This window comes from Chitinophaga lutea (genome assembly GCF_003813775.1).
Taxonomy (GTDB): Bacteria; Bacteroidota; Bacteroidia; order Chitinophagales; family Chitinophagaceae; genus Chitinophaga; species Chitinophaga lutea.
In genome coordinates, this window is the sequence record NZ_RPDH01000002.1 from 2,514,676 (window position 1) to 2,532,071 (window position 17,396).

The 17,396-nt window shown below is 54.8% G+C and carries 12 protein-coding genes; 2 read left to right on the forward strand and 10 right to left on the reverse strand.

Features of this window, described 5'->3' with window-relative positions:
- Nucleotides 1-86 precede the first annotated feature (86 nt).
- The 10 genes from EGT74_RS22565 to tgt all read right to left on the reverse strand — a co-directional run bounded on the left by EGT74_RS22565 (nucleotide 87) and on the right by tgt (nucleotide 15,189).
- On the reverse strand, nucleotides 87-785 hold the full coding sequence (locus EGT74_RS22565; RefSeq protein ID WP_123848791.1) for an LOG family protein: 699 nt from the start codon (nucleotides 783-785) through the stop codon (nucleotides 87-89).
- Nucleotides 786-803: 18 nt separating this feature from the next.
- The gene (locus tag EGT74_RS22570; protein WP_123848792.1) at nucleotides 804-2,279 is read right to left on the reverse strand and encodes a sodium:solute symporter; all 1,476 of its coding nucleotides are present in this window, start codon (nucleotides 2,277-2,279) and stop codon (nucleotides 804-806) included.
- 173 nt (nucleotides 2,280-2,452) lie between these two features.
- On the reverse strand, nucleotides 2,453-3,580 hold the full coding sequence (locus EGT74_RS22575) for a TIGR03364 family FAD-dependent oxidoreductase (protein ID WP_123848793.1): 1,128 nt from the start codon (nucleotides 3,578-3,580) through the stop codon (nucleotides 2,453-2,455).
- A gap of 151 nt (nucleotides 3,581-3,731) precedes the next feature.
- Nucleotides 3,732-4,316, reverse strand: a complete 585-nt coding sequence (locus EGT74_RS22580) for a hypothetical protein (RefSeq protein WP_123848794.1) — start codon at nucleotides 4,314-4,316, stop codon at nucleotides 3,732-3,734.
- Between the two features lie 80 nt (nucleotides 4,317-4,396).
- Complete coding sequence (locus EGT74_RS22585; protein WP_123848795.1) at nucleotides 4,397-5,416, reverse strand: PorP/SprF family type IX secretion system membrane protein; 1,020 nt, start codon at nucleotides 5,414-5,416, stop codon at nucleotides 4,397-4,399.
- A gap of 13 nt (nucleotides 5,417-5,429) precedes the next feature.
- Nucleotides 5,430-9,011: a DUF7948 domain-containing protein gene (locus EGT74_RS22590; protein ID WP_123848796.1), complete on the reverse strand. Its 3,582-nt coding sequence runs from the start codon at nucleotides 9,009-9,011 to the stop codon at nucleotides 5,430-5,432.
- A gap of 246 nt (nucleotides 9,012-9,257) precedes the next feature.
- Nucleotides 9,258-11,369, reverse strand: coding sequence for an ATP-dependent DNA helicase RecG (gene recG / locus EGT74_RS22595; RefSeq protein WP_123848797.1), 2,112 nt, complete (start codon nucleotides 11,367-11,369; stop codon nucleotides 9,258-9,260).
- Between the two features lie 98 nt (nucleotides 11,370-11,467).
- A complete protein-coding gene (locus tag EGT74_RS22600; protein ID WP_123848798.1) occupies nucleotides 11,468-12,793 on the reverse strand; it encodes a citrate (Si)-synthase, eukaryotic in 1,326 nt (441 codons plus the stop codon).
- 123 nt (nucleotides 12,794-12,916) lie between these two features.
- Nucleotides 12,917-13,996: an LptF/LptG family permease gene (locus tag EGT74_RS22605; RefSeq protein WP_123848799.1), complete on the reverse strand. Its 1,080-nt coding sequence runs from the start codon at nucleotides 13,994-13,996 to the stop codon at nucleotides 12,917-12,919.
- A gap of 65 nt (nucleotides 13,997-14,061) precedes the next feature.
- Nucleotides 14,062-15,189, reverse strand: a complete 1,128-nt coding sequence (gene tgt / locus EGT74_RS22610; RefSeq protein ID WP_123848800.1) for a tRNA guanosine(34) transglycosylase Tgt — start codon at nucleotides 15,187-15,189, stop codon at nucleotides 14,062-14,064.
- A 116-nt stretch (nucleotides 15,190-15,305) separates the two neighbouring features.
- Here tgt and EGT74_RS22615 point away from each other — a divergent pair, with 116 nt between their 5' ends.
- Together EGT74_RS22615 and rsmG are read left to right on the forward strand one after the other, a co-directional pair.
- Nucleotides 15,306-16,445: a glycosyltransferase gene (locus tag EGT74_RS22615; RefSeq protein WP_123848801.1), complete on the forward strand. Its 1,140-nt coding sequence runs from the start codon at nucleotides 15,306-15,308 to the stop codon at nucleotides 16,443-16,445.
- Nucleotide 16,446: 1 nt separating this feature from the next.
- Complete coding sequence (gene rsmG, locus EGT74_RS22620; protein WP_220392930.1) at nucleotides 16,447-17,067, forward strand: 16S rRNA (guanine(527)-N(7))-methyltransferase RsmG; 621 nt, start codon at nucleotides 16,447-16,449, stop codon at nucleotides 17,065-17,067.
- Nucleotides 17,068-17,396: the final 329 nt, after the last annotated feature.

Sequence of the window (17,396 nt, forward strand, 5' to 3'; positions counted from 1 at the left end):
TGCTATAGGCTGTGACCTACATAAATATATTCAATTTCCACACACTGGATAAATATATCACATATGTATATATCTTAACCGTAATACTAGAAGTTGGGGCGCAGTTTGTTGGTGGTGTAAAATATCCGGAAGTACTCCACCACTTCATCGGCGGTATCGAACACCTTCAGCAGGTTCAGATCTTCGGGGTGGATGTTGCTTTCCTTTTTCATCATCACCTCGTCGATCCAGTCGAGCAGGCCGCTCCAGTATTGCCGGCCCACCAGTACCAGCGGGGTTTCCGTCATCTTTTTGGTCTGGATGAGCGTGGCTACTTCAAAAAACTCGTCCATGGTGCCGAAGCCGCCGGGCATCATCACAAAACCCTGCGAGTATTTGGCGAACATCACCTTACGTACGAAGAAATAGTCGAAGTTGAGGTTTTTGTCGTAGTCGATGAAAGTGTTGGCGAACTGTTCGTGGGGCAGGGTGATGTTGAGGCCCACGCTTTTACCGTTGGCCTTCTGGGCGCCTTTGTTGGCCGCTTCCATGATGCCGGGGCCGCCGCCGGAAATAATGCCGAAACCGTCTTCCGCCAAACGTTTGGCTATCTCGCAGGCCAGGTCGTAATAAGGGTTTCCTTCCCGGGTACGGGCAGAGCCGAATATGGAAATACAGGGACCGATTTTTGCCAGCGCTTCAAATCCATCTACGAATTCCGCCATAATTTTAAAGATCTGCCAGCTGGAATGAGCTTTGGTTTCCGTCCAGTCGCGATTGTTCAGGTTCTTTAAAGAATCGTTCATCTCCTCTTCTGTTTTAGTTTATAACTGCGGGTTGACCGCCTTGCGGGAAATCAACCATAATCCAATATACGTAAACAGGCCGTTTACTATCAATAATTCGTTCCCGAATTTATAACCGTTCATCCATTGTGCCGAATATTGTTTTAAGAAAAAACATAGCACAGGGGCCGCCAGACATACTGCAATGGCCCCGCGGTCGATGATGGCTCGTTTGTTAAATATACCGAAAGCAAACAAACCGAGCATGGGCCCGTAGGTCAGCGCAGCCAGGAACAGCAGTGTGTCGATCATCGCGCTCTGGTTGAAAGCTTTGAACAGCAGGATGGTGAGCAGCAGCGCCACGGCGCAGCCTATATGTATCATGTTTTTGAGCCGTTTGCGGGCGGCCGTCATACCATCCGTGGAATAGCCCAGGATGTCGATGTAGAAAGATGTGGTGAGCGTGGTGAGCACACTGTCCGCACTCGAAAAAGTAGACGCAGTAAGCCCCACCACGAAAAATACCGCCGCCAGGGCGCCGAGATGATGCAATGCCAGCATGGGAAACACCTGGTCTGTGGCCGGCGCGCCGGTTGCATTGAGCGGCGCATGCAGGCCATGAGCCTTCATGTATTCGTAGAATAAAATACCAAGGCTCATCAGCAGCACATGCGCCACCAGCTGCATGATGCTGAAGGAATAAATGTTCTTTTTGGCATCGCCCAGCGAGCGGCAGCTGAGGTTTTTCTGCATCATATTCTGATCGAGCCCCGTCATCGTCACGGCAATCATCATCCCGCCGAAAAAGTCTTTGGGAAAAAAATTCACCGCCCGCCAGTCCCAGAAAAAGGTAACGGACTTTTCGTTATGCACGATGTTGGTCACCAGGTCTGCCGGCCCCCATTGCAGGTCCTGGCAGATCACGACGACCACGATCACGATGGCGAGCACCTGCAATATGGATTGCAGCGCATCCGTCCACACCAGCGTTTTGATCCCGCCCCGGTAAGTGTATAGCAGCATCAATCCGATCATGATAAAAACAGAAACGGCGAAGGGCACCTGGTAGTAGTCAAACACAAACAACTGCAGCACCCCGGCGATCACAAACAGCCGTGCCGCCGAACCGGTGAGGCGCGACAGGATAAAAAACACGGCGCCCGTTTTCTGGCTTGCCGGGCCGAACCGCTGCCGCAGGTAAGAGTAGATCGATGTGAGGTTCCGGTTGTAGTAAAGGGGCAGCAACACCGCCGCGATCACCACATACCCGAGCACGTAGCCCAGCACTGTTTGCAGGTAAGAAAAAGAAGCCGTCTGCACTTTGCCGGGCACGGAAATGAAGGTGACGCCGGACAGTGAGTCGCTGATCATGCCGATGGCCACCACATACCAGATGGAGTTGCGGTTGCCGATGAAATAAGCCTGGGTATCGGCTTTGCGGGAGGTGAAATACGAAACGAGCAGCAGCAGAAAAAAATAGCTGGCGATGAAAAGTAAAAATATCCCGGGCGACATGCTTGGCTTTTAAGGAAACGCTGGTTATAAAAATTAAAAATAGCGATTCCTGCGGTTTTTACACCGGCGGCACGTTAGTATTGATGGGCCGTGAGGCTTTATCGGGCGCATTTAATATGCCCGCTGGCGTTCCCGTATAAGCCGATTGCGTATAATACCGGTCGTAATACCCATCAAAGCTTCGCCACAATGTCCCTTGCCAGCCCGAAAGAAAGCGTCATCCCCGCCCCGCCCATCCCGTTAACGATGGTCACGCCCTTCTCCGGCTGCAGCACCAGTTCCGTGGCGCCGTTGGTGAGTTTGGGATACACGCCATGCCAGCGCTCCTGGATGTCGAGCGTAGGCACTTGCAGGAAATTCGGCAGGTATTGCAGGATCAACTGGTTGATAAGCTCTTTATCGAAAGGATCCACCTCATCGCCATACTCATGGGAATCCCCGATAGACAGCTCCCCTGCCCCGTTCTGCGACACGAGCAGGTGGATGCCGTATTGGACGTATTCCGGCAATGTATCGTGCATGCGGTTCCGTAATGCTTCGAGGCTTTTGCAGTGTGCAAAGGAAGCATAATGGATGAGCGAGAGCCCGGTACTCAGGGCAGGCCCCAGCTCCCAGCCGGCAGGCTGCGGAATGGTGCGCATCATTTGCAGTTTGCATTTGGTGATCGGCGCGGCTGCGAATGAAGCAGGATAAAGCGTTTCAAAATCAGAACCTGAGCAGACGTATACCTGCTCCACTTTCCATTGTTCATTTTTTGTTTCGATGAACGGCATGGCGATGTGGTTCACCGCCGTCTGGAACCGGAACTGTACAGCGTGTCTGGCCTGAAGGAACTCCGCGATAACGGCCGCCGCTTCCCTGGGGTTGACGGACATTTCCATCGGGCTCCATAAAGCCGCCTTTAACCCTTCTTTTTTGAAGGCCCCGCTTTTTCCCGCTGCCGCATCCGGCGTCAACAGGCTGCTGTGAATGCCCGGGGTTTGTACGAACTCTTCCAGCACGTCCACCTCGTCGCGGTGATACGCGAGGTGGAGGGAGCCTGTTTCCTTACAACTGAGGCCGGTTTGTGCCGCCAGCTCTTTCCAGACTTCGCGGCCATACAAGGCGCGCTCGTACACCTGGCCAGCCTGCTGCCCGATTACCCAAACCAGCCCGAAGTTGCGGACCGTGGCGCCCAGCGCCCTGGGCGACCGTTCGAATACAACAACGCTTTTGCCCTGTAAAGCCAGGTGGTAAGCCATGGCGAGGCCCAGGATGCCCGCGCCCACTACGGCGACGTCTGCTTGTTTTTGTGGAAGCATATCAGAAAAGAAGGTTTATCTCTTCCTACAAATATAGCAGTATTTGTAAATTATTATTTAGTATTTATAAACTAGTAACAATTTAATAAAGAGAGCGAATGAGTGGCCCGATGTTTTAGGAATCTAGGTGGAATTGGTTAAAACACCCGCCCTACAGCCCGATGTTCACACCGCCGGAGATAATCGGCCGGTTGAGGTAAGGCGTGTTTTTGTCCTGCAGTACATCGTAGAGGATCATCAGGGTGATGGCGGAATTACCGCCTACGGGCTGGGAGTAGCCGCCGCCCAGCAAGAGGCTCGGCGCGCCGTAACGTTCTTTGTATTCCCTGCGCGGTTCATACTCCGTTATTTTCGCAGAAATGGCGTTGTACTCCGGCTGGGCATGAATGAAGAATTGTTCGAAGGGATAAAACCGGCCCCACAGACCGCCGCCGAACATCGTGTAATTATTGCGGGCGATGACATTATTGTTATAACCATAGCTTTTCCCGGAAGAGTACTGGGCATTGATATTCACACCGGCCGCGATTTTCGGGGAAAAGCGGTACCCGATCATAGGGGAAATGTTCACAAACGTATAGTCTCCGAAAGCCACGCCCAACGCTCCACCCACGATGATATTCCGGGGATTGAAACCTTTCTCGGGTTCCTGGTACGTTTGCGCTTCATTCATTTCCTGCGCAAATGCGGATTGTGCGAGAACAAGCAATATAACTGCAGAGAATATACGTTTCATGGGCATAACTGAACTGGTTAGCAGCGAAATTATCTGATTTTTGCCGTTCCACCGCGCATATTAACGTTTCTTTAAGGTGCTTAGAAAGATGGGCAGAGCGTGTGTTTCCTGGCATTGCCGAAGCTGCGGTTCGGGTACAGCCCGACATATAGCAGACTCAGTTCGTACGCACCCTGCCGGCTGTTGGAAATGGCCAGCGAGCTGGAGGTCACGTCGTAGTTAAACATCAGCCTGAAGTTATTCATCTGGTACCCCACCAGGAAAGCGAACGCGTCGTTGATGCGATAGTAGGCGCCGCCAAACACCTGCTTGGCCCCGTGGTCCGCGAGGTTGTAAGCCGCGTAAGCGCCCACCATGGTTTCTGTGGCGGAGGCCTGCCGGGCGTAATACGCGCCGGGGTTGACGATCACATTATCCGAAACCTTCAGGCTGGCATTGAGGAAACCGATGTACCGGCGCTCTACCTGGTTGTTGCCGGAATAAAATGTTTCGCGGGGCTCATTGACGTGGTGCACGGAAAAACCACCATTGATGTATATTTCTTCCGTCGGGAAATAAGCATAGTTCATGCCCACCTGCATATCGAGATAACCCACGGACGCCTGCGTGATCGGCTCGCCGGAAAACATCTGCGAGTCGAAAAACTGGCCGTTCCATTGCGTGCCGAAAGTAAGCTTGTTCAGGTCCACCCTTTTATCTGCATACCCGACATTGAAGCCGGCCGATAACAGGCTGCTCTGCCCCAGCAGCTGGTGATAGGCCACGGAACCGTAAGCCTTGGTAGAGGTAAGGTTGCCGCTGCCGGCCACATCCCGCAACAGCATACCGCCTACGCCCACCCAACCATAGGTGAGCCGCTCGCGGAACAGCTGGAAGTCGCCGAAGGCCGACATCGTTTTATACGGTACCGGTATCGTTGCCCACTGGTTGCGGTAATTGATGCCGATGCGATAGTTGCCGTCCGGAATAAACCCGGTGTTGGCGGGGTTGGTCGACAACGGGGAGTTGAAGAACTGCGAAAAATGCAGGTCCTGCGCGGCGGCCGGAACAGCCGCTGCCATGCAACATAAAATGGTGATCTGTTTCAATGTCTTTCTCATAATCCCTCCATGCTTATCTTAACAATGTTACATTCCCCGTTTTCTGCACCCGGTTGCCGTCCGAAAACTCGATATTGAGGACAAAGGCGTATGCATCCATGGGTTGAACGGTGCCGTTAAAACGCCCGTCCCATCCAAGTTTCTGGTCGTTCGACTGGAACATCAGCTGTCCCCAGCGGTTGAACACTTTCATATCGTACTTGACGATACCGAAACCTTTGATTTCCCATTTATCATTGATGCCGTCTCCATTCGGAGAGAAGGCGGTAGGCACATCAAACAGCGGGTTTACAATGGCGCTCACGGTCTGGCAAACAGTGTCCTGGCAGCCGAACCGGGTAGAAGCGATCAGGCACACCTCGTAGGTGCCTGTTTTGAAATACTGGTAAGTGGGGTTCACTTCGGTGGACGTATTGCCGTCGCCAAAGTCCCACCAGTACGAAACGGCGCCGGTGGATTCGTTGGTAAACGTGGTGGGTGTATTTTCCACGGGCTTCATGGGCTGGTAAGAAAATGCGGCCACCGGCGGCGGTAGTATCACGATCTGCATCGTGGTATCGTGCACCCGGTTACAGGTGTTCGGATCATCGGCATGCAGCGTCACCGTCCAGGTGCCGGGCTGTGTAAAGGTATGCACCGGGTAAATATCGGTGGAAGTGGAGCCGTCGTCGCCAAATGTCCAAAGGAAGGTGACGCCGCCGCGGGAAGTATTGTTGATGTGTGCGGTAAAAGGCGCACAGGCACTGTCCGGCAGCTCAAACTGCGCCACCACGTTTTCTGCAACACGCAGCTGGCGGGTAACGGTTTCCGGTGCGTTACAGTAGTTGGTATCGATGAGCGTCAGCGACACGTTGTAAACGCCTTCATTGGCAAACTGGTGCCGCATCGTTCGGTCGTCGGTCGTATCCACGGGTGTGCCGTCTCCAAAATCCCACACGAAAGATTTGCCGGTGAAAGGCTTGCCGGCCGGCGCTACGGAGGTGTTGTCGAATTCGTACAACAGGTCTTCGCAGGGCTGCAGGCGCAGATCGGTATACCCTACCGTGGCCCGGTCGTCTCGGACGCGGATGGGCACAATGGCGGTATCGTAAACGTTACAGCTGGCAGGGTCGAATTTAATGAGGCGTACATTGTAATTGCCGATGTTCGGGTAGGAGTGGCTCACGGTAGGCACCGTAGTGGTCACTTCCGCGGATCCGTCCCCGAAATCCCAGCGCCAGCTTTGTGCGGTTACGTTGGTGGTATCGATAAAGGTGATATCGGCGGGACGGCAATAGTTGCGCCGTCTTTCCTGCGTCGTAAACCCGGCCCGCACCCCGTCGAGGTTGAAAGCTATCTTCAGCGCGCCGAGGTTACAGCCGCGGGGAATGCCGCCGTTGTAAGCGCCGGGCGTTGTGGGGAAGCGCAGCCGTGGCTGGTCAGGGTTCGGACAGGCGGCGCAGATAGCCTGGTAAATCACCCCGTTCTGATCGAAGCGGCTGGTACCGCCGTCCACATGTTCGGCCAGACCGTTGCCGCCGTAGAATGTGCCGTACAGTATGCCCAGCGCGTCGCGCTTCATGACGAAGAAATAAAAATCGCTGCCGTCGGAAGTGGGTTTGCGCGCGTCCGGCGTTACCCGCAGTCCGCCGGTGCCGGAATTACTGAAATCGGTGTTCAGTACGCCACCCCAGCCGGATACATACACGTTCTGGCAACGGTCTACCAGGAATGCCACCGGCGACAGGCTCGGCTGTGCGGCCGATTTGCCGAAGGTGGTGGAGTAGATGAACGAAGTGAGGTCCGGCCTCAGCTTGGATATGAACTGTTTGGAATTGTCGTTGTAAAAAGTGGCGGTGCCGGCCGGCTGCATAATAGGCCAGGTGCCTTCGGTGGTGCCCATCACGTACACGTCGCCGTTGCGGTCGAGCTGGATGCCGTATACCTGGTCGGCCCGCCCGTTGTCCGACCCGATGAAGGTCGATTGCAGGATGGCGGTGCCGTCGGTTGAGATATGCGTGATATACCCGTCGCAGGCGCCTCCCCGGTAACCGGGATAAAGCACGCCGCCCGTGGTGGGGAAATTGGCGCTGGCGGTGCCACCGGCTACATATACGCTGTTCCCGCCGTTGAGGGCGAGCACATAAGCCGCGTCGGAATCGGAGCCGCCCAGGAAACTGGCCCACAGCACGGCGCTGACGTTGGGGTTGACTTTGATCACCACCCCATCTTGCCGGCCGCCGCCAAACGTAGGCTGAAATACGCCGGCGGTAACGGGAAAATTGGCGGATTGGGTGGAGCTCGCGATATAAATATTGCCGGCGCCGTCGATCACCACCTCGCTACGGGCATCGTCGCCGTAGTTCCGGAGCAACTGATCGATACCGCCGCCTTTCTCGCTTCTCATATTGCAGCCGTCGTTATTCGTACCGCCGATGCGCATGGAGCCGATAATGGCCGAGCCGGCGGCGTTGAGTTTGGTGATGGTGATGTCGTACCCGCCCATCGGGGGCACCGGCGCCGTTACGGGGAAATTGCCGGAGTTGGTTCTGCCGGAAATCACCAGGTTGCCCTGCCCGTCTACGAACAGGCTGTGCGGTTGCTCCTCTCCCTGCCCCCCGATATAGGTGGAATAAATGATACGGGTACCGGACGCGTTGAACTTGGTGATGGCCATATCATACGTCCTGCCGTTGAAAGTCTGGTCGTAAGCCCCGGCGGAAGTAGGATAACCGGCGTCGAACGCGATGCCGCCCGCATAAAAATTGCCGTCGCCGTCGTAGGTGGCGGTAAAGCCCCAGTTATCGGCGCGGGAGCCCGTGAGGGTGGCAAACACCACCGTCGGGTCTATCACCAGCGGGTACTGGCTGTCGTATTTCCCGGACACTTTGAAAGATACCGTATTGCCCTCCAGCTGGTACCGCACCGTTACCTCTTTCCGCACACTGTTAATGTACTGGTAGGCAAACGGCATCAGCTCTATGGCTTCGCCCACGGAGGTCTGTATATGCAGGTTCCCTTTTACGTTTTTAACGGAAGTGGCGCCGGTGTACTTGAACCGGATCTGCGAAGGGTCGCCGCCGGGATGCACGATCAGGTCGTACTTCATCTGCCCGGTTTCGGAATACACCTGCATGTCCACCTTGTTGTACAGGTTGCTGTACAGCACGTTCGTATACGCACCGATATTGGCTTTCCAGCGGGAAGGGTCGTTACCGATAAAGTAGGAGATATTTTCCTGGCTGGGCTTGGATGCCGTGATGGCGGGACTGGGCAGGGTATTGAGAAACTCGAGATCGTAGGCATGGCCCCTCACCTTTTCCGGGGCGGCACCGGTACCCGTACCAGGTTTGGGCAGCACGGGCTTGCCGGCCTGGGGGTTGTACACCGTATCGGCGATCCTGGCGTGGCCATGGCGGAAGGCGTCCATCTGCTGCATATCCTCCTTGTTCAGCAGGAGGAAGCGGAAACCGTTCTTTTTGAGGTAGATGTTGGCCCCGCCCAAAACCGCGCGGTATTGAAAGTCGCCGGCCCATTGCCCTTTATTTTCCACGTACTCCAATGGAGCATAATTGCCTCCAGCTTCCTGTGCTGCCACGGGGAAACTGATCAGCATTATTATCCATACTTGCAATGCACTTAAAAGACTGACAGGGCGTGTAGATTTCAAAACAGTTCTGATTTTTAAGATTGTCCCAGTAAACTAATATACTCTATTTAACGGTTTCGCGTGTCAATTTGTTACGGAGGAAAAGGATTGGTTGGCGACTGGCAGGAGGCGGTCCACGAAGGTATGGGCAAGCAACAGGTTCAGGATCAACCACCCCTGCCAGTCATTCCAGAATTATCAACGTAAAAGCGGTCAGGATATTTTACTCCACGCAGATTTTGACCGTTGTGTAGCCAAAAAATCATGAAGGGGTTTATTCTCAGGAAGTTCGAGATCCGGGTCGGCTTCGAGGATGGTTTCGGCGCTGTCGCGGGCGGCCTGGAGCATGGCCCGGTCCTGCACGATGTCGGCCAGTTTCAGATCGAGCAGGCCGCTCTGGCGGGTGCCTTCGATGTCGCCGGGGCCCCTCAGTTCCATGTCTTTTTCGGAAATCACAAAACCGTTATTGGTCTGCACCATCACCTTCACCCTTTCCTGGGAGTCTTTCCCGATCTTGTTGCCCGTCATCAGGATGCAGTAACTCTGCTCGGCGCCCCTGCCCACCCGGCCGCGCAGCTGGTGCAACTGGGACAGGCCGAAACGCTCGGTGCTTTCGATCACCATCACAGAGGCATTGGGCACATTCACCCCCACTTCGATCACCGTGGTGGCCACCATGATCTGGGTGTCGTTGGTGATGAAACGCTGCATGTTGACCTCGCGCTGCTCGGACGGCTGGCGGCCATGCACCATGCTGATCCAGTACTTCGGCTCGGGGAAGAATGCCTTCACTTCCTCGTACCCTTTCGTAAGGTTTTCATAATCCATGTTCGCCGACTCCTCGATCAGCGGGTATACGATATAGGCCTGGCGGCCTTTGCGGATTTCTTCCTTGATAAAGTCCATCACCTGCGGGCGCTGGTATTCCGTGCGGTGCACGGTGGTGATGGGTTTACGGCCGGGCGGCATTTCATCGATCACGGACACGTCGAGGTCGCCGTACACGGTCATGGCCAGTGTGCGCGGGATGGGCGTGGCCGTCATTACCAGGATGTGCGGCGGGGTGCTGTTCTTTTCCCAGAGGCGCGCGCGCTGCGCCACCCCGAACCGGTGCTGCTCATCCACAATGGCCATCCCCAGGTGGTGAAACTGCACTTCTTTTTCCAGCAGGGCGTGCGTGCCGATGAGGATGTGAATGCTTCCATCAGCCGTGCCCGTTAGTATTTCCTTTCTTGCCTTCCCTTTGATGTTGCCTGTCAGCAGCGCCACCTTCACCGGCATGTCTTTCAGCAACTCGGAAATGCCCTTGAAGTGCTGCTGCGCCAGTATTTCGGTGGGCGCCATCAGGCATCCCTGGAAACCGTTGTCGATCGCCATCAGCAGCGTGAGCAGGGCCACCATGGTTTTACCGCTGCCTACGTCGCCCTGCAACAGCCGGTTCATCTGGCGGCCGGTGGTGGTATCTTTCCTGATTTCTTTCAGTACCCTTTTCTGCGCGCCGGTTAAGGGGAAAGGAAGATGATCGTTGTAAAACGAATTGAACACGTTGCCCACGGCGTTAAACACAAAACCGTGGCTGGCCTTGTGCCGCCTGATCTTCAGCCGGCAGATGCGTATCTGTGCCAGGAAGAGCTCTTCGAATTTGAGGCGGCGCTGGGCCTGTTTGGCCTCTTCTTCGGTGGCGGGCAGGTGTATTTTGAAGAACGCCTGCGCGCGCGGCATCAGCCTGAACTGCTGCAGCACCGGCGCGGGAATGTTTTCCCTGATTTCCGCCAGCTGCAATTGCTCGAGCAGGTTGCGGGTCAGCTTTCCGATAGCCTTCGCCGTTAGACCGCGGGCCTTCAGTTTTTCGGTCGTGTAATACACCGGCTCGAGGTGTTGTTTGCCGGTGGCGGTTTCTCCGGTGAGCAGGTCCATTTCGGGGTGGGCCATCTGCAGGATGCCGTTAAACTGCGAGAGGCGGCCGAACACGAGGTAGCCGGTATTTTCGCGCAGCGATTTCTGCATCCACTGCCAGCCCTGGAACCAGACGAGGTCTATCTTGCCCGTTTCGTCCTGCAGGGTGGCCACCAGCCGCTTGCCGCGCTTTTCACCCACTACTTCCATGTGCACGATGCGGCCGCGTATCTGCACAAAATCCTCCATGCCGCTGAGATGGCGGATTTTGTCCACCTTCGTACGGTCTACGTACCTGAACGGGTAATATTCCAGCAAATCCCGGAAGGAATGCAGGTTGATCTCCTTGCGCAGCAGTTCGCCGCGCTGAGGGCCTACCCCTTTCAGGTATTCGATCGGGTTGGATAATATGGAGGAAATCAGCGACAAACGTCTTTAAATTTTCAATGCACGAAGTACGGCAATTTCATAAAAAAAGGCAAACGGCACATGCGCCGTCTGCCCTTTTATCAATATGCTGATAACGATTATTCTGCGATGGCTTCCACCTTGCCTTCCACAAACAGTTTCATCCATTCGGAGGTCACTGATTTGGGGCGCTCGAGGGAAAGGCTCAGGGCGCGGTCCCAGCAGAGGGAAGCCAGTACGCCCAGTGCGCGTGAAACGCCGAAGAGCACGGTATAGAATTCATATTCCACGAGGCCGTAATGCACCAGCAGTGCGCCGGAATGCGCGTCTACGTTCGGCCAGGGGTTTTTCACCTTGCCGAGGTCCTGCAGGATCGGGGGAACGGTTTCGTATACGGTCCACACAATACGCACCAGCTCATCTTCGGGCAGGTGTTTTTTGGCGAACTCCATCTGCGCGGTGAAGCGGGGGTCTGTTTTACGCAGTACGGCGTGGCCGTAGCCGGGCACCACTTTGCCTTCAGACAGCGTCTTTTTCACATACGCAGCGATTTGTTCTTTGGTGGGGATGCCGCCGCCCAGTTCTTCGCGCATGCTCAGGATCCATTTGATCACTTCCTGGTTGGCCAGGCCGTGGAGGGGACCGGCTAAACCGTTCATACCGGCTGCGAAAGACAGGTAAGCGTCGCTCAGGGCGGAACCTACCAGGTGGGTGGTATGGGCGCTCACGTTACCACCTTCGTGGTCCGCGTGAATCACCATGTACAGGCGCATCAGCTCCTTGAAGCCTTCATCGTCGTAACCCAGCATGTGGGCGAAGTTGCCGGCCCAGTCGAGCATGCCGTCCGGCTGGATGTGCTGGCCGTTTTTGTATTTGCGGCGGTAGATGTAAGCTGCAACACGGGGCAGGCGGGCGATGAGGTTGAGGGTATCCTCATACATGTAGCTCCAGTAATCTTTTTTGCTCATCCCGTCCGCATAAGCCTTGGCGAATACAGATTCGGTTTGCAGCGCCATCACGGCCACGGTGAACATGGTCATGGGGTGAGTGGAAACCGGCAGGGCTTCGATGGCGTCGAACACATGGTTCGGCACATGGGAGCGGCGGCCCAGTACGCTGCTCAGGTTCTGAACATCCGCTTCTGTCGGCAGTTCGCCGATCAGCATCAGGTAAAACAAACCTTCCGGCAGCGGTTCAGCGCCACCCGGGGCTTTTGGCAGGTGTTCCCGTAACTCGGGGATGGAATACCCCCTGAAACGGATACCTTCATTTGCATCCAGCAGGGAGGTTTCCGTAACCAGCCCGGTGATGCCGCGCATACCCTGGTATACCTGGGCAATGGTAACGTCATCTACTTTCTTTGTACCATGATTTTTGAGCAGGTCCTTTACTTCCGCACTCAGCTCATCTGCCTTAGCCTTGAATTTCTCTTTTATATAACTCATTTTCCCGCAATGATTTAGAAAAATTAACGAATTCGATCAATGAACAAAAGTAACGATTAATCGCAAAAACACTAAGCCCAAAAGCAGATTTAACGTATTATTTCAACATATTATTTTTAAGCCTTATTTAGGCGCGCGGAAGTAGAGCCAGAAGGCCAGGGCGGCAAATACGAAGTTGGGTATCCAGGCCGCCAGCAGGGGATCCAGGTTGGCTTTGGTGGCGAATACGGTGGAAAACTGCATGAACAGGATGTAAGTGGCGCTGATCACGATCCCGATGGCGAGGTGCAGGCCGCTCCCGCCCCTTACCTTCTTGCTGGAGATGATGGCGCCGATCAGCACCAGTATCACCACCGCCACGGCGGCGGACGTACGACGGTACTTTTCTACATAATACACATTCAGCCCCTCGGCCCCTCTCAGCTCCTCTCTTTCGAGGTAACGGGTGAGCTCGGGGGTGGTCATGGCTTCCTGTTTATTTTTCTCCTCTACCAGCTCGGAGGGGTGCAGGGGGATTTTGATGGTCGTATCGTTATGGACGGTGAGCGTTTCCTTGAGCCCGTTGATAGTCCGTTCGCTGGCAAACTCCAGCTTCCATTTGCGGCTGGTGGAATCCCACGAAACCCTTTCTGCGCGCATATTGTAGATCACCTGCTGGCCCTTCACCCGTTTCATCACAAAATCAGACCCGTTTTTGAAATTGGGATCGTAATACCCGAAAGTGATGTAGGTAAAACTGTCTACCCGCATGGTTTTATCTTTCAGCGCCGCGGCTTCTTTGGGCGCGCTCACGTATTTATTCTCGAAAGAGGTGCGGATGCGGTTGGCGTTGGGCACTACCCACTGGTTGGCGGCCCACAGGATGCCCCCGAACAGGAAAGCTCCTACCCAGTAGGGCCGCAGAAACCGCCGGAAACTCACGCCGGAGCTGAGGATGGCGATGATCTCGGTTTTATAGGCCAGCTTGGAGGTGAAGAAGATAACGGAAATAAAGATGAACAAAGGGAACAGCAGCGCCGCGATGTGGGGGATAAAGCCAATGTAATAATTCATGAACACGAACCCGAAAGAGAGGTTGTGGTTCATGAAGTCGTCAATTTTCTCCGTGATGTCTATTACTACCGATATCACCAGTAATATCATCAGGGAATAAATGAAAGTACCGATGAACTTGCGTAATATATACCAGTCGATCTTCTTCATATGATTTGGCGGCAGGGCTTTAAAGTTCCAAAGCTAGCAATACATATGCAAATAAAACAATGTTATTACAGGCGTGTCTGCAGCTGCGGCACCACCTGTTTTTTCCAGGCGCCGAAGGTTCCCTGCAAAATTTGTACCCTTGCTGCTTTCACCAGTTCGAGGTAAAAGCAGAGGTTATGGATGCTGGCCAGCGTCATGCCCAGTATTTCCCCGGCCACGAAGAGGTGGCGCAGGTAGGCACGGCTATATTGCTGGCTGGCGGCGCAGGGATTCTCGGGGTCTACCGGCGAAAAGTCGGTGGCCCATTTTTTATTCCGGATGTTGACCACACCCTGCCAGGTAAACAGCATGCCGTTGCGACCGTTACGGGTCGGCATCACGCAATCGAACATATCGATGCCCAGCTCGATGTTGTTGAGGATGTTCCAGGGGGTGCCCACGCCCATCAGGTAGCGGGGCTTTTCTTTGGGCAGCACTTCCGTCACCAGCCCGCACATCTCGTACATCTCGGCTTCGGGCTCCCCTACGCTGAGGCCGCCAATGGCGTTGCCGGCGCAGTTCCGGGAGGCGATGGCCTCGGCGGAGATCTTACGGAGGTCTTTATAGGTACTGCCCTGTACGATGGGGAACAGCGTTTGTTCGTGCCCGTATTCGGGACTGGTTTCACCCAGCCGCCGGATACACCGGTCGAGCCAGCGGTGCGTCAGCTCCATGCTGCGCTTGGCGTAGCTGTACTCGCTCGGGTAAGGGGGGCATTCGTCGAAGGCCATGATGATATCGGCCCCGATGGTGCGCTGTATGTCCATCACGTTCTCGGGCGTAAAAAGATGGCGGCTGCCGTCGATGTGGCTCTGGAATACCACCCCTTCTTCCTTGATCTTCCGGTTGGCGGCCAGGGAAAACACCTGGTAGCCACCGCTATCGGTCAGGATCGGGCGCTCCCAGCCGTTGAATTGATGGAGCCCCCCGGCCTGGCGCAACACGTCGGTGCCGGGGCGGAGGTACAGGTGATAGGTATTGCCGAGTATGATCTGGGCGTTGATGTCGCCCCGCAGCTGCTCCTGGGTAACGGCCTTCACGGAGCCCACCGTGCCCACGGGCATGAAAATAGGCGTTTCGATACTGCCGTGGTCGGTCGTAATGAGGCCGGCCCTCGCGCCGGAGCTGTCTGTGGTGATTAAATCGAATTGCAAAGCCGCTGTATTTTTTTCAGGACGCAAAGGTATTGAATATTGCCCACCCCGCACGCCGATCATTATTTTTTCCACAACCTTACATAGCTAAATAAAAACATATATTTTTGCCCCCTATGTCGGACCAATTGGGGATTATCATATTTTATTGTTTTGCCGCTGCGGCGGGTGTGCAGGTATTATATTACCTGGTCTTTTTTTCGAGGGTAGCCTTCTACAAACGCCGGTTTGACGAAGACTATGCGCCGCAGGAGGAACTATCGGTGATCATCTGCGCCAAGAACGAGGAGCGGAGCCTGCCCAAAAACCTTCCCACCGTGCTGCAGCAGCGGTATCACATCCACCAGGAGCCGAATTACGAGGTGATCGTGGTGAACGATAACTCGGAAGACGATTCCAAATATTACCTGGCCTCCATCGAAAACGGTTATTCACATTACCGCCACATCGAAATCAAACAGGCCGCGCAGTTCATCCCGGGAAAAAAGTACCCGCTGTCGATCGGCATCAAGGGGGCCAAACACGACACCCTGGTACTGACGGACGCCGACTGCAAACCGGGCAGCACCTACTGGCTGTCGATGATAGCGCAGGGTTTTGAAGGGGGAAAGGAGATCGTGCTGGGGTACGGGCCGTACTATAAAAAACCGGGCTTCCTCAATAAAGTCATCCGCTACGAAACTTATTTCAGCGCCCTGCAGTACCTGGGTTACGCCCTGGCTGGCATACCTTACATGGGTGTGGGCCGCAACCTGGCGTATAAAAAGGAGCTGTTTTTCAAACACAAAGGTTTCACTGCCCATCAGCACCTGGCTTCGGGCGACGATGACCTGTTCATCAACCGCGCCGCCACCAGCCGCAATACCGCGGTGGTGATCGATAAACACGCCTTTGCCTATTCAGAGCCCAAAACCAAATGGAAACACTGGTTCGGGCAGAAAACCCGGCACATGTCTACCGGCAAGCATTACCGCTTCGGCCACAAGCTGCTGCTGGGCCTGTTTTCCCTCTCCCACTTTGTTTTTTACCCGGCCATGGTGCTGGCATTGTTTTACCCGCCCATGCTGTACATCACCCTGTACATCCTCGGGGGCAAAATCCTGGTACAGTCCGTCATTACTTTCCTGGCCCTGAAGAAGCTCGACGAGCGGGATCTCTTCTGGTACAGCTGGCTGATGGACATTCTCATGTTCTTATATTATGTTATCTTCACGCCCGCATTGTTCTTCAAAAAAGGAAGAAGCAAGTGGAAATAGCATGGAGATCGTTTTAAAATATTTCGCTGACTTTACGCCCCGGCAGCTCGACCAGTTCCGGACCCTGGCGCCGCTTTACAAGGACTGGAATGAAAAGATCAACGTCATATCCCGCAAGGATATTGACGCGTTGTACGAGAAACACGTACTGCATTCCCTGGCCATTGCAGCGGTAGCGGACCTTACACCCGGCATGCAGGTGATCGACCTGGGCACCGGCGGCGGTTTTCCCGGCATTCCCCTGGCGATCTTTTTCCCTGAAGTGCAATTCCATCTGGTAGATTCCATCGGCAAAAAAATCAAGGTGGTGGAAGCGGTGGCGGAAGGCCTTAACCTAACGAACGTGACCACGGCGCATTCCCGCGTGGAAGACGTCAAAAACCGGAAGTTCGACCTCGTGGTGTCCCGCGCGGTGGCGCCTTTGAAAGACCTGTGGAGCTGGAGCAAACCCCTGCTCAGAAAGAATCCGCCGGCAGACCGGCCTTCCGGGCTGATTTGCCTCAAGGGTGGCGACCTGGCCCAGGAGATTTCCGAAAGCGGCTGCAGGCCCCGCCTCGTCAATATCTATAAACTGTTCCCTGAAGAGTTTTTCCAGGAGAAATTTGTGGTAGCGGTGCAATAAACCCCTCCGCCCGGAACGTTTCACTACAATTCGTCGAAGTTCGATAAACGGTACGATGCCGCTTCTCAATACGCAACTTTTCAAGAGCGCCATCGTGGGTGATTGACGCGATTCGCCGAAACGGTGCAGCGCCTTTTATGGCGGGTATTGCATCCGGTACAGGCGGAAGAAGTGGACGCCACATTCCTCTTCCGGCCTCGAATCGCCTGAATGCGGTGAGCGGCCGAGAATTTTGAGAACCCTGTTGTCCCTTGTGCAGCACTTCCTCCCCAATACATTATTGAATATCAATAAGTGACAGGTTGCCGGGGCGGGTCCGTAAAAAAAAG

Bases quoted from the DNA above. Each gene is read 5' to 3' on its own strand.
- EGT74_RS22565 (WP_123848791.1), bottom strand. From the start codon at position 785: ATGAACGATTCTTTAAAGAACCTGAACAATCGCGACTGGACGGAAACC.
- EGT74_RS22570 (WP_123848792.1), bottom strand. From the start codon at position 2,279: ATGTCGCCCGGGATATTTTTACTTTTCATCGCCAGCTATTTTTTTCTG.
- EGT74_RS22575 (WP_123848793.1), bottom strand. From the start codon at position 3,580: ATGCTTCCACAAAAACAAGCAGACGTCGCCGTAGTGGGCGCGGGCATC.
- EGT74_RS22580 (WP_123848794.1), bottom strand. From the start codon at position 4,316: ATGAAACGTATATTCTCTGCAGTTATATTGCTTGTTCTCGCACAATCC.
- EGT74_RS22585 (WP_123848795.1), bottom strand. From the start codon at position 5,416: ATGAGAAAGACATTGAAACAGATCACCATTTTATGTTGCATGGCAGCG.
- EGT74_RS22590 (WP_123848796.1), bottom strand. From the start codon at position 9,011: ATGCTGATCAGTTTCCCCGTGGCAGCACAGGAAGCTGGAGGCAATTAT.
- EGT74_RS22600 (WP_123848798.1), bottom strand. From the start codon at position 12,793: ATGAGTTATATAAAAGAGAAATTCAAGGCTAAGGCAGATGAGCTGAGT.
- EGT74_RS22605 (WP_123848799.1), bottom strand. From the start codon at position 13,996: ATGAAGAAGATCGACTGGTATATATTACGCAAGTTCATCGGTACTTTC.
- EGT74_RS22615 (WP_123848801.1), top strand. From the start codon at position 15,306: ATGTCGGACCAATTGGGGATTATCATATTTTATTGTTTTGCCGCTGCG.
- rsmG (WP_220392930.1), top strand. From the start codon at position 16,447: ATGGAGATCGTTTTAAAATATTTCGCTGACTTTACGCCCCGGCAGCTC.